19 protein-coding genes and 1 pseudogene are annotated in these 26,013 nt (G+C 58.7%); 7 read left to right on the top strand and 13 right to left on the bottom strand.

All coding sequences use genetic code 11. From position 1 onward, the window contains the following. Positions 1 to 69: 69 nt before the first annotated feature. A complete protein-coding gene (locus tag AC1DVH_RS02950) occupies positions 70 to 4,668 on the top strand; it encodes a Tc toxin subunit A-related protein (RefSeq protein WP_477752554.1) in 4,599 nt (1,532 codons plus the stop codon). Positions 4,669 to 4,769: 101 nt separating this feature from the next. Continuing rightward, on the top strand, positions 4,770 to 5,318 hold the full coding sequence (locus AC1DVH_RS02945; protein ID WP_477752553.1) for a hypothetical protein: 549 nt from the start codon (positions 4,770 to 4,772) through the stop codon (positions 5,316 to 5,318). Between the two features lie 68 nt (positions 5,319 to 5,386). On the opposite strand, the gene AC1DVH_RS02940 is transcribed toward AC1DVH_RS02945, so the two are convergent. The 6 genes from AC1DVH_RS02940 to AC1DVH_RS02915 all read right to left on the bottom strand — a co-directional run bounded on the left by AC1DVH_RS02940 (position 5,387) and on the right by AC1DVH_RS02915 (position 12,222). Beyond that, positions 5,387 to 6,718 (bottom strand): DUF58 domain-containing protein, encoded by a 1,332-nt coding sequence (locus AC1DVH_RS02940; RefSeq protein WP_477752552.1) that lies wholly within the window; start codon positions 6,716 to 6,718, stop codon positions 5,387 to 5,389. Between the two features lie 115 nt (positions 6,719 to 6,833). After that, complete coding sequence (locus AC1DVH_RS02935; protein WP_477752551.1) at positions 6,834 to 7,835, bottom strand: AAA family ATPase; 1,002 nt, start codon at positions 7,833 to 7,835, stop codon at positions 6,834 to 6,836. Continuing rightward, complete coding sequence (locus AC1DVH_RS02930) at positions 7,832 to 8,995, bottom strand: DUF4350 domain-containing protein (protein ID WP_477752550.1); 1,164 nt, start codon at positions 8,993 to 8,995, stop codon at positions 7,832 to 7,834. Before AC1DVH_RS02930 ends, AC1DVH_RS02935 begins: the two co-directional genes overlap by 4 nt. Beyond that, positions 8,992 to 10,536 carry a DUF4129 domain-containing protein gene (locus tag AC1DVH_RS02925; protein ID WP_477752549.1) on the bottom strand — a complete coding sequence of 515 codons (1,545 nt, stop codon included), beginning with the start codon at positions 10,534 to 10,536 and terminating at the stop codon, positions 8,992 to 8,994. Before AC1DVH_RS02925 ends, AC1DVH_RS02930 begins: the two co-directional genes overlap by 4 nt. Further along, positions 10,523 to 11,500 (bottom strand): stage II sporulation protein M, encoded by a 978-nt coding sequence (locus AC1DVH_RS02920; protein ID WP_477752548.1) that lies wholly within the window; start codon positions 11,498 to 11,500, stop codon positions 10,523 to 10,525. Before AC1DVH_RS02920 ends, AC1DVH_RS02925 begins: the two co-directional genes overlap by 14 nt. Continuing rightward, positions 11,497 to 12,222: an RDD family protein gene (locus AC1DVH_RS02915; RefSeq protein ID WP_477752547.1), complete on the bottom strand. Its 726-nt coding sequence runs from the start codon at positions 12,220 to 12,222 to the stop codon at positions 11,497 to 11,499. The genes AC1DVH_RS02920 and AC1DVH_RS02915 overlap by 4 nt, the downstream gene beginning before the upstream one ends. Before the next feature lie 187 nt (positions 12,223 to 12,409). Here AC1DVH_RS02915 and sbcB point away from each other — a divergent pair, with 187 nt between their 5' ends. Next, positions 12,410 to 13,840: an exodeoxyribonuclease I gene (sbcB, locus tag AC1DVH_RS02910; protein WP_477752546.1), complete on the top strand. Its 1,431-nt coding sequence runs from the start codon at positions 12,410 to 12,412 to the stop codon at positions 13,838 to 13,840. A gap of 99 nt (positions 13,841 to 13,939) precedes the next feature. Here sbcB and mvaT read toward each other — a convergent pair whose 3' ends face one another. Next, positions 13,940 to 14,317: a histone-like nucleoid-structuring protein MvaT gene (gene mvaT, locus AC1DVH_RS02905; RefSeq protein WP_477752545.1), complete on the bottom strand. Its 378-nt coding sequence runs from the start codon at positions 14,315 to 14,317 to the stop codon at positions 13,940 to 13,942. A gap of 336 nt (positions 14,318 to 14,653) precedes the next feature. Here mvaT and purU point away from each other — a divergent pair, with 336 nt between their 5' ends. Then, positions 14,654 to 15,502 (top strand): formyltetrahydrofolate deformylase, encoded by an 849-nt coding sequence (purU, locus tag AC1DVH_RS02900; protein ID WP_347908668.1) that lies wholly within the window; start codon positions 14,654 to 14,656, stop codon positions 15,500 to 15,502. Between the two features lie 86 nt (positions 15,503 to 15,588). Further along, a complete protein-coding gene (locus tag AC1DVH_RS02895; protein ID WP_477752544.1) occupies positions 15,589 to 15,765 on the top strand; it encodes a hypothetical protein in 177 nt (58 codons plus the stop codon). Here AC1DVH_RS02895 and AC1DVH_RS02890 read toward each other — a convergent pair. The 5 genes and pseudogenes from AC1DVH_RS02890 to AC1DVH_RS02870 form a co-directional block, all read right to left on the bottom strand. Next, complete coding sequence (locus tag AC1DVH_RS02890; RefSeq protein ID WP_477752543.1) at positions 15,752 to 16,747, bottom strand: lysylphosphatidylglycerol synthase transmembrane domain-containing protein; 996 nt, start codon at positions 16,745 to 16,747, stop codon at positions 15,752 to 15,754. The two genes, AC1DVH_RS02895 and AC1DVH_RS02890, sit on opposite strands and share 14 nt — an antisense overlap. Next, on the bottom strand, positions 16,744 to 17,520 hold the full coding sequence (locus AC1DVH_RS02885; protein WP_477752542.1) for a DUF2334 domain-containing protein: 777 nt from the start codon (positions 17,518 to 17,520) through the stop codon (positions 16,744 to 16,746). Before AC1DVH_RS02885 ends, AC1DVH_RS02890 begins: the two co-directional genes overlap by 4 nt. Beyond that, entirely contained in the window at positions 17,513 to 18,625 is a 1,113-nt protein-coding gene (locus tag AC1DVH_RS02880) for a glycosyltransferase family 4 protein (protein ID WP_477752541.1), read from the bottom strand. Before AC1DVH_RS02880 ends, AC1DVH_RS02885 begins: the two co-directional genes overlap by 8 nt. 201 nt (positions 18,626 to 18,826) lie before the next feature. Then, positions 18,827 to 19,591, bottom strand: coding sequence for a methyl-accepting chemotaxis protein (locus tag AC1DVH_RS02875; protein ID WP_477752566.1), 765 nt, complete (start codon positions 19,589 to 19,591; stop codon positions 18,827 to 18,829). Positions 19,592 to 19,684: 93 nt separating this feature from the next. Further along, positions 19,685 to 20,716, bottom strand: a pseudogene (locus AC1DVH_RS02870) (HAMP domain-containing protein); the annotation flags it as partial. A 189-nt stretch (positions 20,717 to 20,905) separates the two neighbouring features. Here AC1DVH_RS02870 and AC1DVH_RS02865 point away from each other — a divergent pair. After that, the gene (locus AC1DVH_RS02865; protein ID WP_477752540.1) at positions 20,906 to 22,384 is read left to right on the top strand and encodes a helicase HerA-like domain-containing protein; all 1,479 of its coding nucleotides are present in this window, start codon (positions 20,906 to 20,908) and stop codon (positions 22,382 to 22,384) included. A gap of 107 nt (positions 22,385 to 22,491) precedes the next feature. Here the strand turns inward: AC1DVH_RS02865 and AC1DVH_RS02860 are convergent, their stop codons facing one another. Next, positions 22,492 to 22,947 carry a DUF721 domain-containing protein gene (locus AC1DVH_RS02860; RefSeq protein ID WP_477752539.1) on the bottom strand — a complete coding sequence of 152 codons (456 nt, stop codon included), beginning with the start codon at positions 22,945 to 22,947 and terminating at the stop codon, positions 22,492 to 22,494. A gap of 307 nt (positions 22,948 to 23,254) precedes the next feature. Here AC1DVH_RS02860 and secA point away from each other — a divergent pair, with 307 nt between their 5' ends. Next, positions 23,255 to 25,990, top strand: a complete 2,736-nt coding sequence (gene secA, locus AC1DVH_RS02855; RefSeq protein ID WP_477752538.1) for a preprotein translocase subunit SecA — start codon at positions 23,255 to 23,257, stop codon at positions 25,988 to 25,990. The last annotated feature ends 23 nt before the right edge of the window (positions 25,991 to 26,013 follow it).

The following is a 26,013-nucleotide window of genomic DNA, read 5'->3' as shown; positions in this document are numbered from 1 at the left end:
TTTGAATATTCAGCTGTGTCTCTATTGCTGGCACTGCCGGGCGCATGCTGCATTCTAGGAGCGTAAAAAGTGAATAACTCCATCATTGGCACATTGGAAGAAAGTCGCTGCATGGCCTTGGCAGATTTTTATCTTGGGCAAGTTGCACCGAATCAGGATGTCACTAAACCGCTCAATCTGACATCCCTCGATGACTTGTATCACTACTTGTTAWTGGACAGTCAGGTWGGCCAGGAACTSGAAACKTCKCGGCTGGCTGAAGCCATTGCKTGCCTYCAACAATACATAGGCGCTGTGTACAGCGGTCTGGAACCCGGCCACACAGAAGAGTTTAGTAACGACGAATTGGTAGCGTGGCATCAACGCTATTGCAATATCAGTGACTGGGCCGGTTATCAGATGCTTCTCGATTATCCGGAAAACTGGATAAACCCGACATTGCGTCTGCGCAAATCCGATTCGTTCAAGGAGTTGGAGAACAACCTCGGGCAAGCCAGTCTCAGCGATGCAGCCGTGCAGATGGCCCTGTTCGAGCATTTGAAGGGTTTCGAAGAAGTGTGCAATCTCGATCTGATATCGGCGTATATCGACAGTATCGACAGTGCGGGAATTGCGAAGGGACAAAACTTCAAAAATGCCGATTACTACTTTATTGGCCGGCAAAGGGTGCAGCCATTTGGCTATTTCTGGCGCAAGGCCCATGTCGAATTAAACACCGCAAGCAAATTCCTCGACCCCGCAGCCTGGACCGAGTGGAAGCCCATCGGCATTCCCGCCTCGGCAACCGTGTTGGCGATGCGGCCGGTATTTTTTGCCGGGCGCTTCATGGTGGTTCAGGTCGAGGGCGAGAAAGCGCCGGACCGCAAGGATAAGGACAACGAAGGCAACGAGGTTATCGTGCAAGGTACGTGGCAGGTTGAGGTCAAACTCTCTTACCTTGCCGTGAACGGAGTATGGTCGACACCCGTGAGTCTTGGGAAAAAGGAATTTGCCAAGGCGTCCGAGGCATCTTCTCGTTTGGTAGCCGTGACCTATACCGGTACCAGAAAAGACGTAGATGATCTTTTGGCCGTGTGTTTTACCACAACAGACTTGTCTTCCGGGCAGATGGCCGCCGCCGAGGATGAGAAAGAGCACGGATGGATCTTTGCGGCAAGAAATGCATTGTTTGAACCAAAAGTTCCAAATATTGCAAGCCTGAAAGTATTGGCCAATCAGCGTTTCTCCAATCAGTCTGGTTTGCAACATAAACTGTTGCTCAGCGAAGCGGCAGTACTGACGCAGGCGCTTGTGCCAGCTCCAAGTGTTGCAGCCGTTGGAGATACCCGAAATGGGATACTGAGCAAATTTATCTCAACGAATATCAACTTCAGCAGCCGACAAACCATGGTTGATGGCGTATTGGCAACAACTAACGTATTGCAGGTGCAAGGTGTTTGTGATCTCACCCGGCCAGAGTTCGATTTGAAAGACATTGTCATTGTCGTGAAAGATGATGTGGGATCGTTTGTTACGTATTTCGAAATCTCCAGGGTTGGCACCAAAGGCATTAAGTTGACCTGTTTCCGTCATTCATTAACTGGATTTGATTTTTCTTTATGTCTTGATGATTTGAATGGCAAACCCGTCGTGATAGAGACTTTCAAAGCAGCTGAGTTTAGTATGGCTGGCTTATTATTGGTATCTGTTCGCAAGAATGTCATGCTGACACCTCAACAACTGGCAACGTTGTCGCTACTTCAGCCCAGTCACATCAGAGGTGGTGCCGGATTTTCAGTCTTGATTGGTGGTGTCTACAAATCGTTAACCAATAGCCAAAACAAGCTTTCGGTGTTTAAAAAGCCCGAGATCGTTGAGATGGCTTTGAAAGTTATGGATGGCGCAACGGTTGTTCCGGGCCATTGGGAAGAAACCAGCGAGTTGAAGGGCTGGTTTCAAACGCCCTGGATTGAATATCGCTGGACGGGCAACGCTGTTGGCAAAAAGCTGAGTGTTGTATGGGGCGAGAGTGCTGACGGTCGTTATGGCCGTGACCGCTATGACATCGAGATCAAACAAGTACCCAATGCCAGCAATGTACCGCTGATCAGCAAGCAGGTCACAGGTGCTCAATTTCTTGATGTTCGGCCATTGGGTATCACCGCTCTGCCATGGATACGGCTCAACTCGCTGTTCGGACCGGAGCTGGTGGCCAAGGCAGCGATTTCTATCGACGAAGTATTGTCCCGGGCGACCCAAGACACCCTCGAGCCTTCACCAACGGGTGTCAATGCGCCAAAAATACCCATCGATTTCAACAGCGCCCACGGCACCTTTTACTGGGAGCTGTTCTTCCATCTGCCGTTCCTCGTCGCCCATCGTCTATGCGAGGAGCGCAACTACCATGAGTCGCAGCGATGGTATCAATACATATTCAACCCGCATATCCGGACGCCACGCCCGGGAGAAACGGACCCCAGCGAGCGCTATTGGCTGTGCCGCCCGTTGCTGGAGCAAGGCGATATCGGCTTTGAAGCCAAGGGGCTGGTGGACCCTGACGCCATTGCCTTTTCGAAGCGGATTCACTATCGCAAAGCTATTTTCATGGGTTATGTGCGCTGCATCATTGCCCATGCCGATGCGCTTTATCGGCGGTTGACCCGCGACAGCCTGGTGGCGGCGAAACTGCAATACGTGCGCGCCTTGTCGCTGATGGGCCCGGCACCCACAGCAAAAGCCATGAGCCACTGGAAGCCACAGTCGGCATTCGACATTCTCAAGCCCAACGCCGAAAAAACCGGTGTCTCGTCACTGGAGTCATTCGCACGATCACTTGAGGTCGACGTCGCGAATCTGCCGGCGCGAGTGGAGGGAACGCCAGATTTCGAGATGTTGGGACTGGAGGATGTCCTTCGCCCCTTCACCAACGATCAACTGCTGGAGACCTGGAAGTACATCGATGAGTGCCTGTGGAACATGCGGCATAACCTGACCATCGATGGCAAACCGATGATGCTGGCGCTGTATGCCCCACCGACCAATCCACTGGATTTGCTGCGGGCCCAGGCGGGTGGTTCTTCGGGGGCAATGCGCAATGCGGGGGGGTGGAAGAACATTCCGCATTATCGTTTCCGTACCTTGCTATCCACAGCGCAAAACGCGGTGCAAACCCTTATCGGGTTTGGTCGGGAGGTGCGTCAGTTGATGGAACTGCGTGATCGTGGACAGCTTGAGGAACTGCAGCAGAGCCATGTCATTGCATTGGGGGCGCATGCCAAAACCATTCAGGAGGAAACCATCAAGCAATTGGAGGCCTCACTGGAAGGATTGGAGCAGAGCCAGGCCATGATTCAAGAGCGGGCTGATCACTATAAGCAGCTCAATGGTCACTGGTTGCTCGCGCCGGAAATTGCAGGGGATGTCGCCGCACTGACCGGCAAGATATTGGGGGCAGCAGCCATTATTCCTCATGCTGTCGGGAGTGTTATCAATGCAGCTATCAAGGAGCAAGCGCTCGCTGGACCAGTAGGTCCGTTTCCCGCGGGATTGGTAGGTATAGAGGGAGGTGAGCGTGGGGAACCCCTCAAAGCAGTAGGCACGGGACTGACGATCGGTGGYGCATTACTGTATGCGGCGGGTGAAGCTTCGCAACGCGCTGCTTTTTACCATCGCCGAGGCGAGGAGTGGAGCTTTGCCGAAGCCCAGGCCAACAGCGAATTGCTGGTCCTCAAGGAACAGCTCACCGCCCAACAGCACACCCTCAATGCCGCCAGAGCCAGCCTGGCGCAAACACAAAAAGCCAATGAACAGGCCCAGGACATTTACTCGTTCTACAAAACCCGGGCCACCAACGTTGAACTCTACCGCTGGTTGCTCAGCCAGATGGCCACGCTGTACTTCCAGGCCTATGACGCCGTGGTGGGGTTGTGTTTGAGCGCCGAAGCCAGTTGGCAGTACGAGATGGGCGACTTCGACACGCAGGTCATTCGACCCAATGCGTGGATGGATCACCGCCATGGCCTGAGCGCAGGCGAATCGATGCTGCTTGACCTGCTGCGTCTGGAGCGCATGTTCCTTGAACGTAACGAGCGTCGGCTGGAACTGACCAAGACGATTTCCCTGCGTCAGCTGTTCGAAAAAGGGACTCCGACAAAAAACTGGGCGTCGGTAATAACCGATATCAAGAAAGGCAAACTCGATTTCGAGTTTTCCCAGCGGTTGTTCGACAGTGACTACCCCGGCCATTACTGCCGACAGATAACCACCGTCGCACTGTCTCTTCCGGTGGTGCTCGGCCCTTACCAGGATGTTCGCGCAATCCTGACGCAGACCGGCAGTACCACGGTGTACAAAGCCGATGTTGACTCGCTTGAATACTTGTATGGCGACAAGGGCCAAATACCTCCCGCTGGTATTTTGCTCAATTTGCGTAGCAACCAGCAGGTGGGCATCAGCCACGGCCTGGATGATTCCGGTGTTTTCCAGTTGATATTTGGTGATGAACGCTACCTTCCGTTTGAAGGCACTGGCGCGGTTTCGCGTTGGCGTCTTGAGTTGCCACGATCCACAACGTCGGAACAGGAAAAGCTGATCGACAGCCTGACGGACATCATTGTGCAAGTGCGTTATCTCGCCAAAGTCGGTGGTACGGCTTACACCGAGGCGGTTCTGGATAAATTGGATGATTGATGGTGGAGCGCCCCTGAAAATTATTGGGGGCGCATGTTGGCAGGAACCCGAGTCGCGTTAGGTGGACTTGGGGAAGATTGATCAATCGAGGTGAATGCATCATGAGCGACGACGAAATCAGAGGCCGAAATTTTATCTTGCACGGACGATTTTCCTCGGGTTGGAATACCCCGTGGAAACATAATGGGACGGGCGCAGCCAGGACATTTGCCGATCCTGATTATGGTAACTATTTGATGATGAACGGCAGGGCGATCGTTGCTCAGGTATTCGACACCGCCGTGTTTACCGACGCGCAGATGGAGGGGGCGACGTATCGAATAGCCTTTCAGTATGAAAACCTTGGGGAAGGTGGAAACTCCAAAACCCTTATAAAAACCGGCACTGGCAAGCAAATCCCTATTGATCTAAGTGGAAAACCTCCCAGCAAGCCGCTGGCCGACTGGAACCCCTTTGAGTCTTTTGCGATCAACGACGTAGTGGCAGCGGATAAAACTATCGATGTGGAGTTGCATGGATCCGACTTGGGGGGATCGCAAGGGCTGCGTATAACTGATGTCGACGTGCAGTTGCATCTCGTGCCTCTCCAGCTGGAACGCATTCAGCTCGACGACAAGGTGTATGAGGGACAAACCTTGGTAGCTGTGTAACGTAAAGCAGGGGAGGACCGAGCCATTGTTTGTCAGTGCAAAGCCTCAGCAAAACAGTGGATACGCTTTCATATCGTGCCTGCTTTTTTCCAGCTCAAGTATCGCGTGACCAATGTTGGCCCTAACCTGTCTGGTCGCGCATCCACTACCGAAACTCCATGAGCACTCAACCGCTCATGGAGTTCGGCTCTCGCATTCAACCAGTCCACCGTCCCGCAATAGCTCAACGCTTCGGACCAGGTTTGTACCGGCGCCTCTCGCAGACTGTCGAGTACCCCTTCTTTCAGGCTTGCCACCAGAACCCGATGTTGCTTGTTCAGCCGGTTAACGGCCGTGATGAGTTCTTCATCATCTTCATCCCGCAGATTAGTCATTAGCACCACCAACGCTCGACGCTTTTGCCGGGCCAGTAATTGGCTTGTAGCGGCTTGATAATCGGCGCTGCGTTGTGTGCTGTTCAGGTTGTAGACCCTGTTGAGCAAGACGTTTAGTTGGTTGATGCCTTTCACCGGAGCGAGATAACAGGGCTGATCGCTGGCGAAGGTACTCAGCCCCACCGCATCGCCCTGACGCAATGCCACGTAGCTCAGCAACAGACAGGCATTGAGCGCGTGATCGAAATGCGCCAGTTCGCCGTCCTGGCTGCGCATGCGTCTACCGCAATCGAGCATGAAGATAATCTGCTGGTCGCGCTCATCCTGATACTCACGGGCAATCGGCATGCGCTGACGGGCAGTGGCTTTCCAGTCGATCTGGCGCAGGCTGTCGCCCTCGCGAAATTCGCGCAATTGATGGAATTCCAGGCCCAGACCCCGTCGTTGTTTCTGACGTACGCCGAGCTGGCTGAGCCAGTTGTCCACCGCCAGCAGTTGGCCACCGTAGAGGCGGGCGAAGTCGGGGTAGACGCGGGTGTGGTCGGTCACGCTGAGCAGACGTTTGCCGGACCACAGGTCCAATGGGCTTGGCAGGTTGATTTCGCAGCGTTCGAAGCTGAAGTGACCGCGCTTGAGCGGGCGCAGGCGATAGCCAACCTCGCTGTGCTGGCCGGGCTGAAGTTCGACCGACAGGGGAAGGTTTTCGAAGCTCAGGCCGTTGGGCACATGGTCGAAGATCTGAATGTTCAGGGGGTGGGGGAAGTCATGCACGACTTCCAGTCGCACTTCACTCCAGCGACCGAGCGCCAGGCTGCCGGGCATTTGTCGTCGTACACGGGGGGAGGGCAGGCGTTGGAGGCGGATGGCGTCGAGTATTGCCAGTGCCAGCAGCGCCAGCAGCAATCCCCAGTTGATCGACAACAGGCTTGAAGGAACGGCGACGTCCAGCGCCCGCAATGCACCGAGCACGATGCCGATGACCAGCAGCAGTGCCAGCCAGATCAACAGCAGGCGCGAGGGTTTCATGGTGTAACACCGTGCAGCCAGATCAAAAGATCGCAGCCTTCGGCAGCGCCTACAGGTGCACACCTTCGACGTAGGMGCTGCCGAAGGCTGCGATCTTTTATCCGGACCACGACGTTCAAACCCGTGGCGCCGGTACTTGGTCGAGCAGTTGCCGCAGCACGTGATCTACATCCAGCCCTTCGATATCCAGCTCCGGCGCGATGCGTACGCGATGGCGCAGCACCGCCAGCGCGCAGCCCTTTATGTCATCCGGAATCACGAACTCGCCACCGCGCAACAAGGCGCGCGCCCTAGCACATCGCACCAGTGCAATGGACGCCCGAGGCCCGGCGCCGAGGATCAGGCCGGGCCAGTTGCGGGTGGAGCGGGCCAGGCGCACGGCGTAATCGAGCACCTGATCGTCCAGCGGCAGGTCGCTGGCGATGCGTTGCAGGGCCAGTACATCCTTGGCCTGCAACAACGTGCGCATCGGTTGGACATCGAGCATGTCGGCCCGGGTCGAGCGGCTGACCTGACGGACCATGTTCAACTCTTGTCCGGCGTCGGGGTAATCCATGCGCACCTTGAGCATGAAGCGATCCAGTTCGGCCTCCGGCAACGGGTAAGTGCCTTCCTGTTCGATAGGGTTTTGCGTGGCAAGCACCATGAACGGTTGCGCGATGGGCAGAGCACGACCTTCGAGGGTGACTTGCCGCTCCTGCATGGCTTCGAGCAGCGCTGCCTGGGTTTTCGCCGGGGCGCGGTTGATCTCGTCGGCCAGTAGCAGGTTGGTGAACAACGGGCCCTTGCGCAGTTTGAATTGCTCGGTCTGCAAGTCATACACGGCATGCCCGGTGACGTCGCTGGGCATCAGGTCCGGGGTGAACTGGATGCGCGCAAACTCACCGCCGAAGCAGCGGGCGAGGGCGCGCACCAACAGGGTCTTGCCCAAGCCCGGTACGCCTTCGAGCAGCACATGGCCGCCGGCGATCAGCGCCGTCAGGACGTCGTCGATCACGCTGTCCTGGCCGATCAAGGCTTTTTGCAACTCATGGCGTACGGCCTGGGCCAGGTGGCTGGCACGCTGACGTTGTTGAGTGGCATGACTCGCTGCGTCGGGCTCGATCGGTTGACTCATAGGGCGTTCCTCAAGGATTGCAGATGGGCGACCTGACGGCTGAATTCAACGCTGGTAAGTCGTTGCTTCGGTCGCGGGCTCATGGCCTGGCTGATAGCGCGTGTGGGTTGGCCGGTCAGGCGCGCGAGCACTAGCCATTGTTCGGCAACGGCGAGTTGTTCAAAGCCGGGATGGCGACGCCGCATGCGCCGCAGGATGTCTTGCTGCAAGGCTTGCAGCAGGCCGGCCTGACCGTTGCGACGCAACAGGAAGTCGGCACTGGCGCGCAGGTGCTCCTGCAGTTGCCGGCGTGCTTTCGGCGCCGGTTCCAGCAATGGCCCCTGACGCACACCGAAGTGCCAGAAACCCAGACCGATCAAAGCGAACAACGCGACCAGCGCCTGGGGAAAATAACGCAGCAGCAAGGTCGGCAGGCTGTCGTGATCGGTATTGAAGATCAGCGTCACGCGGGTGTCGGCGGTCAGGTACCAGAGCAGCCAGGCATTGTCGTACTGGTCGATGGCCGGGGTTTTCCACAAGTCGGCATCGGTGACCACGATGATCGAGCCGAGACCGTAACCGAGCTGCATCATGTGTGTGGCCCCGGCGCTGTTGGCCCAGGCCTGGGCGAGGTTTTTCGGGTCTTCGAGATGGAACGCGGTATCGAAACCTGCATAGGCCGGGGCGTCTTCGTTTTCCAGATAGAGCTTGGTCAGTTCCGGGTACGGATCTGCGCCGACATTGGGTGGCGCTGCCTTGAGGTCCTTACTCAGGGACTGGTGCAGTTGCACCCGATCGAGCAGCAGATCATTGCTATGACCGCGTTTTTCATCCCACAGCGCTTCGGCGACGAACAGAAGCCGCCCGCCGGCCCGGGTCCAGTTCAGCACCTGGTCGATCTGTCGTGGGGTCATGTTGTAGCGCTCTGCGAGCAACAGCAGGCTGTGTTGATGCGGGTCGAGGCTGGGCAGGATGTCGAGGCCATTGGCGTGGTCGACGCTCAGGCCTTGCTTGCGCAGGAACAGCTCCGCCGCCAGATATGGGTTGGCCCTGGCTTCGGGGGCGGGACCGTGGTCGATGTCGGTCTGGTAGGGGGTTGCCTTGAGGTACAGATAAACACTCAGCGCTGCCAGCAACACGGCGATCAACACCCCGGTTATCGACCCCCAGCGCCGATTCAACGGACAACCTGCGAGCCGAACAGAACGCGCCAGCCGTTACACAGTTCCTGCTGCACCTGAGCGGGCGGCAGGCGATGACCGTAGGCCATGTTTTGCCAGTGCCCGGTCAGGTTTTTGCTATAGGCCAGCAAGGCCGGTTGCTGTAATAGTTCGATACGCTGAAGCACTTGGCCTTCAGTGTCGGCGGACTTGAGCGCGATGTTGAAGTCGTGCAACAGACGGCTGAGCAGGGCACGATAAAGCAAACCAAGCGCTTCACGTGGATGAGTCTGCCAAAGACTTTCGGCGTGGGCGGCGATGTCGGCGGGCAGGGATTCGGGCTTGAGGTCCATGCCGAATGCCTGCTGCGGTAATAGCCCCGTGGCTTTGTTGACGGGGATCGGTCGGAGGCTGACGAACGCCTGCAACCAGTCGCGATAGCGCCAGATCAACAGGCCGACGGCACCCATGACGATGCCCCACAGCACGATTTCAATCAGGGTCGCCAATGCCCCGAAGCGTTGCCCCTCGAACAGCTTCAACAGCGCCTTCAACCATTGCAGTGTCTTGCCATCGTCCGCGGCTTCAGCACTCGGTTGCTCTTCGCCAAAGCGGTAGCGCGTCACCGTTTCCCGGTTCTTGAAGGGCGGCTGCTCGAGGATCGACTTGATGCTGTCCCTGGAGGCCTGGCTGGTCAGGGGCTGGTCCAGTAGGCGCGGGCTGTCGGGTGAGATGGCCGGATCGGCGGCCCATAGGCTGTGGGTGGTCGACATCTGCAAAATCACGGCGATCAACAGGACAGCGCCTGCACTGACGAGGCGTTGGCGCATTCGGCGGAACACCAGTTCGATATCCCAGGCCTCCAGCACGGTGCGCCGGTTCAGGTACAGACTGAAACCGCAGGCGACATAGATCGGTTCCCAGACCACCAGCACCAGTGCATAAAAGGCGTTGGTCAGGTGTTCCAGCCAGAGCCAGTCGTGGGTGGCTGCCGAGATCAGCGACTGCCAGCTCCAGTCGAGCGCGACCTGCTGTGGCAGGAGCAGATAGAACAGCACCATCAAGCCGATCCACAACGCGCCTTCCAGGTGCGCGCCGATGATCGTCAGCCAGCGTGCGGTGCCGGCGTCCCGCTGCAACAGCACCTGTAGACGCTGCTGCCGTTGCTGGCCGTTGAGCCCTTCGAGTTGCACCACCGGCATCACGAAACTGCGGGGYAAACTCAGGCGTCGCCAGGTCAGGCTGGCCAGCAATTGCGGTTTGAGCAGGCGTGGCCATTGGCGCAGGGCCTGCTTGAGCGTGGGCGTTTCACCGAACATGGCTTGGGACAGGATGTATAAGGGCAGGCGTTCGAACGCCGGCTTCAGCCACCAGAAAATGAACACGGCGAGAGAGGGCGAATCCCAGAATCCCCAACTGAGCAGCACGAAAATGGGCAAGGTGACCATGGCCCAACTGGTCATCAACAGGCGTCGGTGGCGCTGGCTCTGGAGCACGCCGAGGTCCAAGGCTTCCCAGGTCGAGCGCGGGCGAATCACCACAGTGGCGTCACTCAGGCGCATGGCGGCGACGTCCGGCAAACACGAGATAAACCACTACCAGCAACCAGAGCGCCGCGCCAACCAGGTACTTGGTCTGGTGTGAAGGGGCGCTCATTGACGACCAATAGGCTTCGATAAACGCTGCGATCAACAGAAACAGCATGACTCCGCAGACCAGCAGCACACTCTTGCGCGCCGCCAATCGCAAGGCCTCGGCGCGTGGCAGGCGCCCCGGGGCGACCAACGCCCAGCCCAGCTTCAGGCCGGCGGCACCGGCCAGGGCAATGGCGCTGAGTTCGAATGCTCCATGGCCGATCACGAATGACCAGAAGGTTTGCCCGTAGCCGACATAGGTCAGGTGCCCGGCCACCGCACCGATCATCAGGCCGTTGAAAATCAGGAAAAACACGCTGCCCAGGCCGAACAGCAAACCGCTGGTGAAGGTCTGAAAGGCAATGCCGATGTTGTGCATGATGTAGTAGCCGAACATCGCCCAGTCCTCACTGGCGGCTCGTTCCGCCGTGCGCCCGAGGTGACCGGCAACGGGGTCGTACATGCTTTGCATCTCGCTGACCTGCTCGGCGGGGATCAGGTTGTAGACCAGGTCCGGGTACAGGTACACCAGCAGCGCGAAACCGGCCAGGCTGGTAAAGAACATCAGGTTGGCGGCGAGGACGAAACGCCACTGTTCGCGCACCAGTCGCGGAAAGTCGGCCAGGATGAATGCCAGCACGTTGGCGCCCAAACGGCTGCGATGACGGTAAAGCTGTTGGTGTCCGCGCAGCACTTGTTGCTGCAGGGAGTCGATCAGGAAACTGCTGTAGCCACGCTCCCGGGCCAGTGCCAAGTGGTGGCAGAGGCGTCGGTAGTCCTTCGGGAAGCTGCCGGCGTCGGTGGCTTTCCTGTCGTGCTCCAATTGCTCGAGCAGGTGAGTGAACTGTTCCCATTCGGCCTTGTGCCGGCTTTCAAAAAGGCTTTGCTTCATGTCGGCCCCAAAAAGCCGCGGGCGATACCGTTGAGTTCGGTCACCGCCTGCGGGGGCTGGACTTGCAATGGTTGGGCGAGGATCGCGGCCAGTTCATTGACCCGCGCTTCGGAGAGTTCGCCCTGGCGCTCGGCAAACCCGATGATGGCCCTTTGCTCGGTGAGTGTCAGGACAAAGGCCGGGCGGCGGGGTTGGGCTTCGGGGAGTTCGGGGCGGGCGTGCGTTTGTTCGCGGTAGATCACCAGGGTCCCGGCGGCGATATCGCCGAGACGCTTGAAGTGGGGATGTTGCAGGCAACTGATGGCCCCGAGGAAGTAACCGAAGGGCAGCAGGTCGACAACGCGCAACAGGTTTCGCAGCAGCGACGCGGACCAGCCAACCGGGGTGCCATCGTCGTGCACCACCTGCAGCCCCATCCATTGCTTGCCCGGCGAGCGGCCGTGGTTCAGTACCTCGAACAGCACCATGTACCACCAGCTCACCACGAACAGCAGGATCGACCCGATCCCGGCACCCAGTTTGCCCAGCATCGCCAGTGCAATGAACAGCAAGCCCAGGACCAGGCCGCGCAAACCAAGATCGATGGAGAAGGCCAGCGCACGGACCATCAACCCGGCCGGGCGCAGTGGCAGGTCGACGCCCTCCGGCGTTTCGACCTGGTACCGCGTATCCAGCGGCGGTGACAGCGGCACATTCCCTGGCAGTGCTGTGGTCTCGAACATGGGCAACCTGATGATGTGGCCTGGATCGGGATTCTGTGTCTATCCGATGCTAGCAGCCTATGCGGGGGGAAACGACATAACTATGTATTGCATGCTGAGTCGCGCAAGGTGCTTGAATGACAAGACTACTGGCCGGGGAAGGAGGTGAACGCCTAGACTTTGCCGATCTTCAGTTCAGGAATCGCCCGTGACCTCCATCTTCTGGTACGACTACGAAACCACTGGCATCAATCCCCGTTGCGACCGTCCGTTGCAAATGGCCGGCCTGCGCACCGACTTCGATCTCAATGAAATCGACGCGCCGGTCAATCTTTACTGTCAGCCCAGTGACGACATCCTGCCGCATCCGGCCGCCTGCACCATCACCGGAATCACCCCCGGGCAACTGCAGGCGCAAGGCTTGAGCGAAGCCGATTTCATGACCCGGGTGCATGCGCAGCTGGCCGCGCCCGGCACCTGTGGCGCGGGGTATAACACCTTGCGTTTCGACGACGAGATGACCCGCTACAGCCTGTACCGAAACTTTTTCGACCCCTATGCGCGGGAGTGGCAGGGCGGCAACAGCCGCTGGGACCTGATCGATGTGGTGCGCGCCGCTTATGCCTTGCGCCCCGATGGCATGGTCTGGCCGACCGATGACGAGGGGCGGGTCACGCTCAAGCTTGAACGCCTGACCGCTGCCAACGGCATCGACCATGGCAATGCCCACGAAGCGCTGTCGGACGTTCGCGCGACGATCGCCCTGGCGCGCCTGATACGGGAAAAACAGCCAAAGTTGTACGACTGGCTGTTTCAACTGCGCAGCAAGCAAAAAGTCATGGACCAGATACGCCTGCTGCAACCGCTGGTGCATGTTTCCGGGCGATTTTCGGCCGCGCGCAGCTATGTGGGTGTGGTGTTGCCACTGGCCTGGCACCCGCGCAACAAGAACGCCCTGATTGTCTGTGACCTGCACCTCGATCCCCAGGGCCTGCTCGATCTGGATGCCGAAAGCTTGCGTCAGCGCTTGTATACCCGCCGTGACGAGCTGGCCGAAGGTGAGTTGCCGGTGCCGTTGAAGCTGATTCACATCAACAAGTGCCCGGTGGTGGCACCGTTGTCGGTACTTCGCCAGGAAGATCAGCAGCGTCTGGGGCTGGATATGGCGCTGTATCAGCAGCGGGTGTTGCAGCTCAATGACGCCCGGAAAGTTTGGCTGGATAAAGTCCTGGCGATCTATGCTCGCGAAGATTTTTCCCAGAGCCAGGATCCGGAGCAACAGTTATATGATGGATTTATCGGTGATCGGGATCGGCGATTGTGTGAGCAAGTCAGAACCGTTGACCCGATGCAATTGGCACAAGAGCAGTGGCCTTTCGATGACGAACGTTTGCCTGAATTGCTGTTTCGATATCGCGCACGTAACTTTTCCGACACGTTGAATTCCGAGGAGCAAGAACGCTGGCGAATATTCTGTCAGAAACGTTTGTCAGAACCCGAGTGGGGGGCGCCAAATACCCTTGAAAGTTTTGTAGAAGCCGCGGCCCAATTGAGCGTTAGTGCCACTCCGTTTCAGCAGGGGGTGCTCAGTGAGTGGCAGGATTATGTCCAGGGATTGCGTCAGCGTTTGCGTCTTTGAAATCGAACATGCCAGGGCTTAAAACACCGGGCATAAAAAACGCCAGCATTTGCTGGCGTTATTTTTTGTCACGGATCCGTCTGCGACAAGCGCTGAAGCTTAGCCCAGCAGGGTAGCCCAGCCTTCCACCACGTCACCGCCCCACTTGGCTTTCCACTCTTTCAGAGTCTTGTGGTTGCCACCTTTGGTTTCGATGACTTCACCGTTGTGCGGGTTTTTGTATTGTTTAACTTTGCGAGCACGCTTGGTGCCGGTAGTTTTCACTGCACCGCCGCGTGGTGCCTTGGTTTTGGATTCTGGATCCAACAGCGCGATGATGTCGCGCAGGGATTTCGAGTATTCACCCATCAGGGTGCGCAGTTTGCCTTCGARTTCCAGCTCGGTTTGCAGTTTGTCGTCTTGGGACAGGTTCTTCAAACGGGCTTGCAGCTCTTTGATAGCTTCTTCGGTGGCGCGATATTCGTTGATCAAGGACATGTGGACTACCTTATGTTGTGCGCTGGATGGCAGGTGACAGTGCGGCAATAATAGTCACGGTGTTTCATCAAGTAAACATTTAAGCCAACTTTATTTAATTTAATTGCTGTGTCTTTGGCGCACATCTGTAATGCGTTTATTAGTGTGGTCCAGGTCTGCCGGATATACATAATTTAACAAATGACCCGCACCGCTAGAGCATCCGGGCGAACCGGCATCTGCGCTATCCATCCTGCCACACCGACCTTCCGGCGGGGCGAAACGTCAACAATACTGCAGTTTTGCTGCGCAATCGCTAGAATGGCGGCCTTTGCGAAGTTCTGGAGTTTCCCCCTCATGCGCACTTTTCGTCTGGTGATTTCTTGCCCGGACCGTGTTGGCATCGTTGCCAAAGTCAGTAACTTTCTGGCATCACACAACGGCTGGATCACTGAAGCGAGCCATCACTCGGACAATCTCAGTGGCTGGTTCTTCATGCGTCACGAAATCCGTGCCGACTCCCTGCCATTTGGTATCGAAGCGTTTCGTGAAGCCTTTGCCCCGATCGCCGAAGAGTTCTCGATGGACTGGCGCATCACCGATACCGAGCAAAAGAAACGCGTGGTCCTGATGGCCAGCCGCGAGTCGCACTGCCTGGCCGATTTGCTGCACCGCTGGCACAGCGATGAACTGGACTGCGAAATTTCCTGCGTGATTTCCAACCATGATGACTTGCGCAGCATGGTGGAGTGGCACGGTATCCCGTACTACCACGTCCCGGTCAATCCGCAGGACAAGCAGCCGGCCTTCGCCGAGGTTTCGCGCCTGGTCAAACAGCACGATGCCGAAGTGGTGGTGCTTGCCCGTTACATGCAAATCCTGCCGCCGGAGTTGTGCGGCGAATACGCGCACAAGGTCATCAACATTCACCACAGCTTCCTGCCGTCGTTCGTCGGTGCCAAACCGTATCACCAGGCCTCCCTGCGTGGCGTGAAGCTGATCGGCGCGACCTGCCACTATGTGACCGAAGAGCTGGATGCCGGCCCGATCATCGAGCAGGACGTGGTGCGCGTCAGCCACAGCGACAGCATCGAAGACATGGTGCGTTTCGGCCGCGATGTCGAGAAGATGGTGCTGGCCCGTGGCCTGCGTTATCACCTGGAAGACCGGGTGCTGGTGCACGGCAACAAAACCGTCGTCTTCTGACAGGCCTGCGGCACAGTTGAAATTCGAAGGGTCTGGGCGTTCAATCGCTTCAGGCCCTTCGCCGTTTCTGCACCGAGGACATGACCATGGCCGATCCACTGGACAAAGCCACATCCAAGGCTCCCGCCACGCTGGGCGAGGGTTGCCTGAGCCGCTACGACCCGGATGACATGGGGCCTGAAACGGGTACGGAGTTTCCTGATGCCGCGCAGTTGTGGGAGCAGTTGCAGCAAGAGCCCGAGGACAAATCTAAGCCTGCCTGAGTTTCATCAATTTCATCAGCAGCGGCCGGCCCAGCATCAGCAAAAACACCGGCCCACCGACCAGCAAATAGAAGTAGTACGTCACCGCCCGCCAAATCAGAATCGCGGCCGCCGCCGTGGACTTCCCGACCATGGGGGCCAGCAACGCCGCCGATGTCAACTCCGCCGCCCCGGCTCCGCCCGGCAGAAGGCTGAATTGCCCGGCGCTGAGTGCCAGCATCTGGATCAGAAAAGTCCAGGCCCACTGCAAATCCGCGCCGAGCCCGCGCAACGCCAGGTACAGCACGCTGTAGCGCAGGAGCCAATGCACGCAGGTCAGGGCGAATACCTTGATCAAGGTCTGCACGGGCAATTTCAGCGTGTCGGTAAACGCCGCCAAAAACTGCAGGAGCTTGCGCGCCCAGCGCATTCGCGTGGCCGCTTTGACATTGACTCGGGCGAGCCATCGGCCGCTCAGGCGAATCAATAAACGGTGATACCGGGCCACCATGACGCAACTGATCAGACCGCCGAACAGCGAAACGGCGCTGACCATCAGCATCCATTCCATGCGCTGGCTCAGGTGTTGGAACAGGGCGTAAATCAGAATCCCGCTCAGGGCACAAAGGAAAAACAACAAGTCGCTCAACTGGTCCATGGCAAACACCGCAGTGCCCTTGGCCGGACGTACGCCGTAACGTGCCAGCAAAGCCATGATCGTCAGAGGCCCGCCGCTGCCGCCGGGTGTGGCGCAATAGGCAAATTCGGCGGCAATCACCACACCGAGGCTCCTGAGCCGGCTGACCTTGTCGCATTGATCCCCCAGCAACAGGCGTAGACGCAGGGTGTTCACGCCCCAGCACAGCAGGATCATGCCGAACATGATCAGCAACCACGGTAGCGGAAAACCGGTCAGCCGGGACCAGGTTTCGCTGCCGCCCAACAGTAATGGAATGAGCACTGCCGCGAGCAGGCCAACGAGCAACAGCAGTCCGCGACTCATGCGATGCACCCCAGTTGGTCGTTCTGCAGCGCCAGCCACTGGGCCTTGGTCATCGGAACACGTCCGTTGTCGAGCAGGCGCTCGAGGGTTTGTAGCCAATATCGGCGCGAGAGCTCATGGCGCATGTCCACCGGGTGCAGGCCCAGGCGAATCACCGGGGCCTGCTGCCAGCGTTGTTCACGGCAGTCGCTGACGAGCTTCGATAGGCCCCGGCGCCAGGCACTGCGCGCACTCCAGACCAGCCCTGGCGCCTCGAATGCGGTGAAATCCGGCAGCCGGTACAAGTGCTGCGAGTCGCTGGTGTAACTCAACGGCAATTGGCGCAATGCCTGGCGAGTGCCTTGGCTCATCAGCCAGGCAGGGGCGACGAACCCCTCCAGCGGCCAGTCATGGCGGTGGAACATCTCGATGCCCGAACGCAGGCGGGCGAGGGCGGCTTCCTGCGACAAACGGTAAAACTCGCCTTCGTAGGTGTACACCCGACGCATGAACCAGTCTCGGGGATTGCTGGCCATCGGCCCGTCGTCGCAGTGGAAGTAGCCATGCAGCGCCAGTTCGTCGCCGCGGGCGAGCCTGGTACTGAGCTGGCGGCGAAATTGCGGATGGGCGTCCAGGTTGTTGTGTTTGTGGAAGTCCGGGACCACCAGCCAGGTGATCGGCACGCCACCCAAGGCGTCGACAGCTTTGACGAACGGCTGATAATCGGCCCAGGTTGGCGGTGCCACGTCGTGCAGTACCAGCAGTAAAGCGGGACTGTTCATGGACTCAACCATTGGCTGTCAGCGGCCATTGGCTGCCAAGCACGGCGTGGTAGTGGCGCAACAAGCTGTTGACCACCGTATCCCAGGCGTAATGCCGTTCGACATGCAATCGCGCCTGTTTGCCCAGCGTTGTGTTGCCCGACCCGAGCAGTTCTCGAACGGCGGTGGCCATCGCGGCGGGATTGTTCGGCGCGCAGAGCCGGCCGCAGTCCTCGGTGACGATTTCCTTGAAGGCCCCGGCCGCCACGGCCACCACCGGAATACCGCTGGCCATGGCCTCCAGAATTACCAGACCGAAGGTTTCCTGATCGCCGGCGTGCAACAGTGCATCGGCACTGGCCATCAGGCGGGCAACTTGTACGGCCGGGCAGAACTCGTCGATCACCGTCACGTTGGACGGCACGGCCGTGGGCATCGACGAGCCAACCAGCAGCAGGTGATAGCGTCGGCCCAGGCGTTTCATGCAGTCGAGCAGCACCGGCAGGTTTTTTTCCTTGGCGCCGCGCCCGGCGAAGATCAGCAACCGGGTGTTTTCGTCCAGGCCCAACTCGGCCCGCAGCCCGGGGTCTCTGGCATCGGGATTGAAGGTTTGCAGGTCGACGCCGAGCGGTTGCACAAACACATTCTTGACTCCAAGCCCGGTGAGCTTGTCGGCCATGACCTGACTGGGCGCCAGTACGCGGTCAAAGTTGCCGTAGAGCTTGCTGACATAGGCCTCGACGTTGTTGGTCACCCAATGGCCCATGCGGTTGCTGACCAGCAGGGGCAGGTCCGAGTGATAAAAGCCGATGACCGGCACATCGAGTTGGCGCCGCGCATCCAGCGCCGCCCAGGCCGTGAGATAAGGATCGCCGACTTCGATCAGGTCAGGCTGCAAATCCTGCAAGACATTGCGCCAGGGCGCGAGGCGCAGAGGGAAGCGATAGCCCTTGCCGAAGGGCAGGGCAGGGGCCGGAACGGTGTAAATACCATCCTGTTCGCTAAAAGAAGATCCGGGAATCAACAAACTGTGGCGAATGCCCGGTTTGATGCCCAAACGACGGTGCTTCGCATCCAGATAAGTGCGTACGCCACCGCTGGCAGGGGCGTAGAACATGGTGATGTCAGCGATATGCACGATGAACGATCCTCCAGTCCCGGTACTCCCTTGGTTGACCTATATGAAGGATAGATGTTCGGTTGGGGTTGTGCGGGTGGGGGCAGTGAGGGTTGAGACGAGGCGTTCGCTGCGGTGCGGCGATCCGACAAGCCAGCTCCTACAGGCTTCACGCTAAACCCTGTAGGAGCTGGCTTGCCAGCGAAGAGGCCAGTCCAGACGTTAGATACGGAAACTGCCTACCAACTGCTTCAACCGCGCCGCCTGCTGCTCAAGGTCCGAGCACGCGCGCAATGTAGATTGCAGGTTTTCCACGCCTTCCTGATTCAGCGTGTTGATCTCGGTGATGTCGACGTTGATCGACTCCACCACGGCGGTCTGTTCCTCGGTCGCGGTAGCCACCGACTGGTTCATGCCGTCGATTTCACCGATACGCAGCGTCACGCTGTTCAGGCGTTCGCCCGCGAGGTTGGCGATTTCCACGCTGTCCTGGCTGTGGCGCTGACTGTCRCTCATGGTGCTGACCGATTCCCGGGCGCCGACCTGCAGCTCCTCGATCATGGTTTGCACCTGTTGTGCCGATTCCTGCGTGCGATGTGCCAGGTTGCGCACTTCGTCCGCCACCACGGCAAAACCACGACCGGCTTCACCGGCACGGGCGGCTTCAATCGCGGCGTTGAGCGCCAGCAAGTTGGTCTGTTGGGAAATGCTGGTGATCACTTCGAGAATCTGCCCGATGTTCACCGTTTTGCTGTTCAGCGATTCGATGTTGGAGCTCGATGCGCTGAGCATGCTCGACAGTTGATTCATCGCCACGATGCTGCGGTCCACCACGTGTTGACCATCTTCGGCCAGGCTGCGGGCATCGCTGGCCTGGCTCGACGCCTGGGCGGCGTTGCGGGCAATTTCCTGGGCGGCGGCGCCGAGCTGGTTGATGGCGGCTGCGACGCTGCTGGTGCGCGAGGCTTGCTGGTCGGAGTTGAACATCGACGAGTTGGAAGCCGCGACCACGCGCAACGCCACTTCGTTGACTTGCCCGGTGGCCGAGGACACTTCGCGGATCGAGCCGTGAATGCGTTCGACGAAGCGGTTGAACGCAGTGCCGAGGGTGCCGAATTCGTCATTGTTCTGGATGGTCAGGCGCTTGGTCAGGTCGCCTTCGCCGTCGGCGATATCAGCCATGGCGCGGGTCATGAGGTGCAATGGCTGAATCAGAATGCGGATCAACATGCCCAGCAGGGCGATGATGATGGCCACGGCAATGACGGTCGCAACGACCGCCGAGGTGCGGAACTTGCTGAGCATCGAGTAGGCTTTTTCCTTGTCGACCGAAACACCGATGTACCAGTTGACCGATGACAAGCCTTTGATCGGGGTGAAGGTCACGATGCGGGTTTTGCCATCGACCTGGATTTCGCTCATTGCGCTGCTGATGGCCGGCGTGTCTTGCGGGTAGACATCCTTGAGCATCTTCATCGCCAGCGCTTTGTCGGGATGTACCAGGATCTTGCCGTCGGAACTGACCAGGAAGGCATACCCCATGCCGTCGAAGTCCAGCGTGCCAAGGCTGTCGGCGATCACCTGCAAACTCAGGTCGCCACCGACCACGCCGATGTTCTGGCCGTCCTTGATGACGCTGTCGACAATGGAAATCACCAGCTGGCCGGAAGCCAGATCTATATAAGGCTCGGTTAATGCCGAACCGCTGCTGCCTTGCGCGCTCTTGTACCAAGGGCGTGCACGCGGGTCATAGCCATCGGGCATCTTGCTGTCGGGGCGAATGATGAAAGAGCCATCCTTGTTGCCGAGGTAGGCGCCCATGAAGGTCGAGGTCACGGCTTTTTGTACCAGCAGCCTGGAAACGTTGTCCGCATCGGGGTTGAGCGCGACAGTTTGTGACAGGTTTTCAATCAGCAGGCTGCGCCCGTTCAACCAGGTCTGGATATTGTTGGCGGTCACTCCGCCCATTTCCTGCAGATAGTTGTTGAGGTTTTCGCGGATGGCGTTGCGCTGCAAATAGTCGTTGTACAGCGTGAACGAGGCGAAGGCGGCAATCACAATGAGGGCGGCGGCAAGCAGGATTTTATGGCTGAAACGCAGATTTTTGTTCATGGCTTGGGGTTCCGCTAAGGTCTTAATGTCCAGCGCGTGCTTTTATGAAGGGGCGCACAACGGGCAAGGTTGAAAGCAAGTGAATTTTCCGACTCTCCTTAGGGAAATTTCTGACCAGATCGTGTCTGACTGCTTTGTCAGTTATCTCTATCGGCCGTGTAGGACCAAAGATTAATCATGGGTGACCAAATGCCTGACTCTCTACAACTCGTTATCGGCGCCGATCTCAAAGGGCAGTCGATTGCCCAGGCCATGCGCCTGGCGAACCGCCACGGTTTGATCGCGGGCGCGACCGGCACTGGCAAAACCGTCACTTTGCAACGATTGGCCGAAGCCTTCAGCGATGCCGGCGTGGCGGTGTTCGCTGCTGACATCAAGGGTGACCTGTGCGGCCTCGGCGCCGCCGGCAATCCCCAGGGCAAGATCGCCGAGCGGATTGCCGGGATGCCCTGGCTCAACCACAAGCCTCAGGCTTATCCGGTGACGTTGTGGGACGTACACGGTCAGTCCGGTCATCCTTTGCGCACAACCTTGAGTGAAATGGGGCCGCTACTGCTAGGCAGCCTGCTGGAACTGACCGACAGTCAGCAGTCGGCGCTGTACGCCGCGTTCAAGGTGGCGGACCGCGAAGGCCTGTTGTTGCTCGATCTCAAGGATCTGAAGGCGCTGCTCAATCACCTGCGGGACAACCCCCAGTTGCTGGGTGACGATGCGGCATTGATGACCACCGGCTCCAGTCAAGCATTGCTGCGGCGTCTGGCGACCCTGGAGCAACAGGGCGCCGAAGCCCTGTTCGGCGAGCCGGCGCTGCAACTCGAAGACATCCTCCAGCCCACTGCGGACGGTCGTGGGCGCATTCATTTGCTGGATGCCAGCCGTCTGGTGCATGAAGCGCCGAAAGTCTACGCGACGTTCCTGCTGTGGCTGCTGGCCGAGCTGTTCGAGCAGTTGCCGGAGCGTGGCGATGCCGACAAACCGTTGCTGGCGCTGTTTTTCGACGAGGCTCACTTGTTGTTCAACGGTACGCCCCAGGCGTTGCGCGATCGTCTGGAGCAGGTGGTGCGGCTGATTCGTTCGAAAGGCGTGGGCGTGTATTTCGTCACCCAGTCGCCGGGTGACCTGCCGGATGATGTGCTGGCGCAGTTGGGCTTGCGCATCCAGCACGGTCTGCGTGCGTTCACCGCCAAGGAGCAGAAGTCCCTGCGTGCGGTGGCCGAAGGTTTCCGGCCGAATCCGGCGTTCGATACGTTGTCGGTGCTGACCGAGCTCGGGATCGGCGAGGCGCTGGTCGGYACCTTGCAGGAAAAAGGCACGCCGGAGATGGTCCAGCGGGTGCTGGTAGCGCCGCCGCAATCGCGGATCGGGCCTTTGACCGACGCCGAGCGCACGGCGCTGATTGCCGGTTCGCCGTTGCAGGGGCGTTATGACAAGCCGATTGACCGTGAATCGGCCTATGAGGTGCTGATGGGGCGCAAGGGGTTGGCACCTGAACCCGAAGCGGAGCAGGGCAAACAGGATCCGAGCTTCACCGAGCAGGCCGGAGAGTTTCTTGGAACCGCAGCGGGTCAGGCCTTGAAATCAGCGATGCGACAGGCGGCGAATCAGCTTGGGCGACAGTTGGTGCGCGGCTTGATGGGCTCGTTGCTGGGCAGCAAAAAACGCCGCTGAAAGCAAAAGATCGCAGCCTTCGGCAGCTCCTACATTTAAATTTGCGAGCAACCCGTAGGAGCTGCCGAAGGCTCGGGCCGCGTTCGGACGATCCTTTGATCCTTCTTCTAGCCCTTTACTTTGGCGTGCGCTGCCAACCGCTCCAGTGCCGCCCGCAAATTCGGGTCGCTGATGCCATCGGCCGTGGCCTGGATGGTCGCTGCCGCGTCGTTGGACAAATCCATGGTATGCCCGGCCGCACCTTGCTGAACGGTCGGCGGTTGAACTTTGAACAGGATCCGGGTCAGATTGGCAAACTCGTCGAACAGTTGCAGTTGCCGTTGCAGGCGCTTCTGCTGGTAGCGCAGGCGGGTTGCCCAATGACCGTCGGTGACAATCAGCAACAAACTGCCTTCGCGCCAGGAGGCCACGTGGCAATGCTCGCGAGCGGCGGGTTGCAATTGGCTTTCGAGTAAACGCTGCAGATGACCCAGGCGTTGAGCGTGGCCGAGAATGGCTTTCAGCGGCTTGGCTTCGCGTAGTAGAACGGCAGGTACTTTGGCCGTAAGTGGGCGAAACGCCATGATCAGACACCTGAAGTAACAGAGGCGCCATGGTAGCAGAAAGCACCGGATGCACCCGCCCATTGCTTTTGTGGGTGCTTTGCCCATTAAATCAACAACTAACTTCTGCCTTGAACGGCTTGAAGTTGAGCAAAACGCCCTTATTTTAAGTGAGCCCCGTCAAAGCGCTGTGCCAGCATCGTGGAATATCGCCACTTTCCTCTCCATCGTTTCCGGGTAGAATGCTCGTTCGCATGCGGCCATGAGGGCTGCACGGGCGACTCACGGGGCCGCCCTCCATCCCTTTAGTGTGGAAGATCCTGCCGATATGTTTGCGCCTTTGTTAAAGAAACTTTTTGGAAGCAAGAATGAGCGTGAAGTCAAACGCATGCTCAAGACGGTGCAACTCGTCAATGCCTTCGAAGAGCGAATGGTGGCCCTTTCGGACGATCAATTGCGTGCCAAGACCAGCGAGTTCAAGGCCCGCCTCGCCAAAGGGGAAACCCTCGACCAACTGCTGCCAGAAGCCTTTGCGGTCGCCCGCGAAGCCGGCAAGCGTGTCATGGGCATGCGCCACTTCGATGTCCAGCTGATCGGCGGCATGACCTTGCATGAAGGCATGATCGCGGAAATGCGTACCGGTGAAGGCAAGACCCTGGTGGCAACACTGGGCGTTTACCTCAACGCGCTGTCCGGCAACGGCGTGCACGTTGTGACGGTGAACGACTACCTGGCCCGCCGTGACGCCAACTGGATGCGCCCGCTGTATGAATTCCTCGGCCTGACGGTCGGCGTGGTCACGCCGTTCCAGCCGCCGGAAGAGAAGCGTGCTGCCTACGCCGCCGACATCACCTACGGCACCAACAACGAATTCGGTTTCGATTACCTGCGCGACAACATGGCGTTCAGCATGGAAGAAAAATTCCAGCGCGAACTCAATTTTGCCGTGATCGACGAAGTCGACTCCATCCTCATCGACGAAGCCCGTACGCCGCTGATCATCTCCGGTCAGGCCGAGGACAGCTCCAAGCTGTACATCGAGGTCAACAAGCTGATCCCGACGCTTGAGTTGCACATCGAAGAAGTGGAAGGCGAAGTCACCAAGGCCGGCCACTACACCGTTGACGAGAAGACCCGCCAGGTCGAACTCAACGAAGCCGGTCACCAGTTCGTCGAAGAAACGCTGACCCGCATCGGCCTGCTGGCTGAAGGCGAGAGCCTGTACTCGGCGCATAACCTGAGCCTGCTGACTCACGTTTACGCCGGCCTGCGCGCGCACAAGCTGTTCCATCGCAACGTCGAATACATCGTGCAGGACGGTCAGGTCGTACTGGTCGACGAGCACACCGGCCGTACCATGCCGGGCCGCCGCTTGTCCGAAGGCCTGCACCAGGCCATCGAAGCCAAGGAAAACCTGAACATCCAGGCCGAAAGCCAGACGCTGGCGTCGACCACCTTCCAGAACTACTTCCGTCTGTACAACAAGCTGTCCGGCATGACCGGTACGGCCGACACCGAAGCATTCGAGTTCCACCAGATCTATGGCCTGCAGGTCATGGTGATTCCACCGAACAAGCCGCTGGCCCGTAAAGACTACAACGACCTGGTGTTCCTGACCGCCGACGAGAAATACGCGGCAATCGTGGCCGACATCAAGGAAAGCATGGCCGCGGGCCGTCCGGTTCTGGTCGGTACCGCCACCATCGAAACCTCCGAGCACATGTCCAGCCTGCTCGTGAAGGAAGGCATCGAACACAAGGTCCTGAACGCCAAGTTCCACGAAAAGGAAGCCGAGATCATTGCCCAGGCCGGTCGCCCGGGCGCACTGACCATCGCCACCAACATGGCCGGTCGTGGTACCGACATCCTCTTGGGCGGTAACTGGGAAGTGGAAGTGGCTTCCCTGGAAAACCCGACCCCTGAGCAGATTGCCCAGATCAAGGCCGACTGGCAGAAGCGTCACCAGCAAGTGCTCGAATCGGGCGGTTTGCAGGTGATTGCGTCCGAGCGTCACGAATCGCGCCGTATCGATAACCAGCTGCGTGGTCGTGCCGGTCGCCAGGGCGACGCCGGTTCCAGCCGCTTCTACCTGTCGCTGGAAGACAGCCTGATGCGCATCTTCGCCTCTGACCGGGTGAAGAACTTCATGAAGGCCCTGGGCATGCAGCCTGGCGAAGCGATCGAGCACCGCATGGTGACCAACGCCATCGAAAAGGCTCAGCGCAAGGTTGAAGGTCGTAACTTCGACATTCGTAAACAACTGCTCGAGTTCGACGACGTCAACAACGAACAGCGTAAAGTGATCTATCACATGCGTAACACGTTGCTGGCTGCCGACAACATCGGTGAGACCATCGCTGACTTCCGTCAGGACGTGCTCGACGCCACCGTCAGCGCACACATTCCTCCGCAATCGCTGCCTGAGCAGTGGGACGTGGCGGGCCTGGAAGCGGCGCTGCAGAGCGATTTCGGTGTGACGCTGCCGATCCAGCAATGGCTCGACGAAGACGATCACCTATACGAAGAAACCCTGCGCGAGAAGCTGATGCAGGAACTCATCGCGGCGTACAACGAGAAAGAAGACCAGGCGGGCGCCGAAGCGCTGCGCACCTTCGAGAAGCAAATCGTTCTGCGCGTACTGGACGACCTGTGGAAAGACCACCTGTCGACCATGGATCACCTGCGTCACGGCATCCACTTGCGTGGTTATGCCCAGAAGAACCCGAAGCAGGAATACAAGCGCGAGTCGTTCACCCTGTTCTCCGAGTTGCTGGATTCGATCAAGCGCGATTCGATCCGTGTGTTGTCCCACGTTCAGGTTCGTCGCGAAGATCCGATCGAGGAAGAGCAGCGCCTGCGCCAGGAAGCCGAGGCATTGGCCGCTCGCATGCAGTTCCTGCATGAAGAGGCTCCAGGCCTTGAGCAACCGGAAGTGTTGGGCGAAGAGGTCGATGTTGCCCTCGCTGCCGCGCCGGTTCGCAACGAGCAGAAGCTGGGTCGCAACGAGCTGTGCTACTGCGGTTCGGGCAAGAAGTTCAAGCATTGCCACGGGCAGATCCAGTAAAACCCGTTTCAATCGCTGAAATA

Source organism: Pseudomonas sp. P4_C3 (assembly GCF_056402075.1).
The sequence above is the reverse complement of the archived record's forward strand: the minus strand, read 5'-3'. Positions and strand labels throughout refer to the sequence as shown.